General features: G+C 42.9%; 4 protein-coding genes and 1 pseudogene. 1 reads left to right on the top strand and 4 read right to left on the bottom strand.

Annotated elements, in window-relative coordinates; all coding sequences use genetic code 11:
• A partial coding sequence (locus RIC07_RS08745) for a DUF4279 domain-containing protein (protein WP_446394179.1) occupies nt 1-402 on the bottom strand: 402 nt, incomplete at its 3' end.
• A 488-nt stretch (nt 403-890) separates the two neighbouring features.
• Nucleotides 891-1,670 (bottom strand): Uma2 family endonuclease, encoded by a 780-nt coding sequence (locus RIC07_RS08740; RefSeq protein ID WP_446394178.1) that lies wholly within the window; start codon nt 1,668-1,670, stop codon nt 891-893.
• A gap of 563 nt (nt 1,671-2,233) precedes the next feature.
• Here RIC07_RS08740 and RIC07_RS08735 point away from each other — a divergent pair.
• Nucleotides 2,234-2,353 (top strand): annotated as a pseudogene (locus RIC07_RS08735) (Uma2 family endonuclease); the annotation flags it as partial.
• Between the two features lie 122 nt (nt 2,354-2,475).
• On the opposite strand, the gene RIC07_RS08730 reads toward RIC07_RS08735, so the two are convergent.
• Nucleotides 2,476-2,793, bottom strand: a complete 318-nt coding sequence (locus tag RIC07_RS08730; RefSeq protein ID WP_446394177.1) for a DUF6156 family protein — start codon at nt 2,791-2,793, stop codon at nt 2,476-2,478.
• A 157-nt stretch (nt 2,794-2,950) separates the two neighbouring features.
• Nucleotides 2,951-3,581 (bottom strand): eCIS core domain-containing protein (locus RIC07_RS08725; RefSeq protein WP_446394176.1); only part of this gene is annotated, 631 nt, incomplete at its 5' end.

Raw genomic sequence — 3,581 nt, 5'->3', positions numbered from 1 at the left:
ATCTATACCTGCACTCAGTTCACTAGCCTTATGTATAATTTGCTGATTAAAACTAATGGCAGGTACGTGGCTATAAGCATAAACTACACAACAAATAAGTGCTTCGTACTGATAACTTATTTTAGCGAGTTGCTGCCAACCCGGTTGTAGTTGCTCAAAAACAGACTCTATATGCATCTCAAGTTCTCTTGTGGGGTCAAGTTCTTCTGAAGGAGCTAATTTAGATTTGACTTTCCAAACACTAAATTTCCTAATCGTTGGTTTTCCCCTCGACCGAACGACGACATCTCCTGTTTTGCAAGTTTGCGTAGGTTTAACACCGACAATGTTAGTGATTTCATCCGGATCAAGATAAACTCCTGATAATCGAAAATATGCGTATATTTCGTTGGCTTTGCTCATGGTATTGTATCATCTTAAGTATAGGCGGGCGAGATTCACCAAAAGTTGTTAATATTAAGACCAGTAAACTCCCCGGAAAAGGAAGAAGGTATAGTGCGATCGCAAAAACACTATTTTTATTTTATTGATCGTAGCTGATTTACGGCGATAGGCAATCAGTGTAAGCTTTTGCTAGAGACGCGATCGCAGTATCCGTTTTGACCCATAGTGAATTCTTGTCAGTTATCCCTGAATGGTATCTTACTCAAATATCTATTAGCCATTTCTTGAGTCAAGTCAGAGTGAAGGCGAGTAGGGTGGGCTTTCTGGATATAATTCCTGATAAAATCGTTAAATTAACGTAATTTGCCCACCCGACAAGATTAGCGATCGCACTACAAGATCATTCGATCGCGCCGATGACTCGCGAGGAGTTCTATGCCTTTTGCCAAGCGAATCAAGAGGTTCAATTTTTGGAGAATCCAGAGCAGGTTAGTGGTGATCCAGAGTTACTCGGTTTCCGGTTCTATGCCTAAAGCCTTGAGTTGTTCTCGCAGACGTGCATTTTCCTGCTCGGCTTGGTTGGCTCGCTGGTGTTCTTGTTCGGCTCGTTGACGTTCTTGTTCGGCTCGCTGGCGTTCTTGTTCGGCTCGTTCCTCCCCTGTCAACAGCAAATTTCCCTCGCTATCCCACCACCGCAACCAGGGAAGTTCGGCGTTTTTGTAGCGTCCTTGCCAAATGCCAAGTTCTACTCCCAGGGGTGAAATGGGGTAGTGTCCGCGATCATTGGCTGGTAGTAAATGGTAGCGCCCCTCGACCAGATGATAGACTTCTACACTGGATCGGGTTACTTCATAAATACCGTAGAAAGGGACGTGAATAGCTTGTTCGTAAACCCAGAATTTCCCTTCGTAGGGAGTGCGATCTCGTTCGTCCTGACCATTACCAGAAACAAATTCTAATACGATGAGGGGAGAAACGATTTCCTGCCACAGCACGTAGGAGCGCCGCATTTGACCCTCAAGAGTCGGTGGTACGTTGGGAACATAAAACCAGTCAGGGGCTTCGGCTCCGCGTTCGGGTGGGTCAGTTAAGCGCCAGTAGATGCCGCTGTCTTGACCGATGCAGTAGCGCTCGTCGGGGTGCAGTTGTTGGAGGATCGGCTCAATGGATTCGGTTAATAGAATGCTTTGAGGATGTTCTTGGAAATTTTTCACAAACGTACCATCCGATTCTGGGAGTTGGGTGTGATCGGGTAAAGTTGTGGGGAATTCAGATGTGGCTTTCATGGTTTTGATGCTAACTTCGCCTCTTTGTCATTATTGTAGGTTGGGTTGACGTAAGGAAACCCAACAATGATTGATCTGGCTGTGCGATCAATAATTTATGAAAGATGCTTCCAGAGACGTTTCATATCATGTCCTGATGATTGCCCATAATTGCAATGCTGTAACAACAATCGTTTCAGGCATTTTTCTTAAGGGTGTTTGACCGGACATGGTATCATTATCGTCGTTCGTATGTGCCAGGAGGAGTATTTTTTCTAATCAGCGCGATCGCAAGCCAGTTCAGCCCAGACCCATACTCTTAATAAAAACCTGAATATCTTGGGGTCTTCCGGACTTAGTGGGCTAAACTATCAGCTTCAATGAATCGGGAAGCTTGCCACATAAAGACTGTAGCTTTTAACCGCATCAAAACGAATTGAAATTCGGGTAAAAATGGTTAAAGCTATTGCTGTCCAATATTCTGGCAAATAAAACTAACAATTTAGCACACTAACTACGGAAGACCCGGATTTCGCTACCCGCGATTGCGTCGATAACTCGCGAGGAGTTCTATGCCTTTTGCAAATCGCACTGTTTATGTCTATCGCCCGAATCAAGAGGTTCAAATCTTGGAAAATCCAGAGCAGGTTAGTGGTGATCCAGAGTTACCTGGTTTCAGGTTGGTGATGGCAAAGATTTGGTGATTTGGGTAAAGATTCAAGGGGTAGGGTAGGCAAATTACGTTAATTTAACGATTTCACCAGAAATTATATCCATTTGCCCACCCTACAAGATAATGCGATCGCACTAAATTATTTTAGCTAAATTATTTTATAATTCGCCCTTGGCGATCAAAGTTCTGAACAGTTCGTGAACCGTCAGATTTTGTCATCACACGACTTTTTATATTTCCATTATCCCAGTATGAATATTCATCTTTCCAATTTAATTGACCATCCAAATATTTCTCAAATCGTTCTAGTTGATTGTTGCTGTTGTAGTAGCCGACATAATAAGACTTTCGCTGTTGTGCCTCTTCCTTAGAAATTGGTTCTTCAGGTATAAATGGAATCTGGTATGATTGCCAGCTACCAAAATATTGAGGAGTTAAAGAAGCAGAGGAATTTGAATTAACTTCTGGCATAGTCTGACCGGGAGAATAAGAAAGTGTACATGTATATAAGCTACTTATGATGATGAACACAAGCAGCCACATCGGGGGTTTTATCAGTGTACTCAACATTTCTATGTTCTAGAATTTAGAATCTCAGATGTGTACATTGTCTATTTATTTAAACGGATCACGGCTCCACTAAACCTACTGTACTCATCAGACTTTTCTGGAAGGTATGGCAGTTTTGACCCCAGCCGAACGTCCATCGCCACTCTCCGCTGTAGCTTGATGCAAAAAGTCGGATTTCTGCTTTAACCTGGGTATCTGTCTTTGAGTTAGTTAACTTGGGATGGAAGGTATCACTTGCAGAATCTCCATGATGGGGATCAGTGGTTGCCGTTCCCCCAAAACTTGTAATTCCATTAAGTTCTCCGTCAACTCCAGTTAATGTTTTCCATAGTCCGCTCACAGGATATTTGGGCCACCATCCATAACTTTCAGAACCGTCAATTTCTGTCCACCAATGTCCATATTTATCGTTTCCTTTTAGAGCAATATGCTTCCGTTTCATGGTTATAAAGTTAAGCGTTCTTGATGTTTTAGTCTTTTTAGTTTGAAGAGTATCGCTCCTCAGCATAGCTTGTAGCTTTTCCTGCTCAGTAGATAAATTGATTTGATTTACATCTATTTGAGGTTGAACTTTAGAGCCACTTTGCTGCACAACATGAGTCAACTCATGCGCCGTCAACTCATTATTCCCCGGAGATTTCCCCGCCCCAAAATAAACATCACTCCCATGAGTAAACGCCTGAGCGCCC

The organism is Coleofasciculus sp. E1-EBD-02, from assembly GCF_040218245.1.
Taxonomy (GTDB): Bacteria; Cyanobacteriota; Cyanobacteriia; order Cyanobacteriales; family Coleofasciculaceae; genus Coleofasciculus.
Note: the sequence above shows the minus strand (reverse complement) of the source record. Positions and strands in the feature narration are given on the sequence as shown.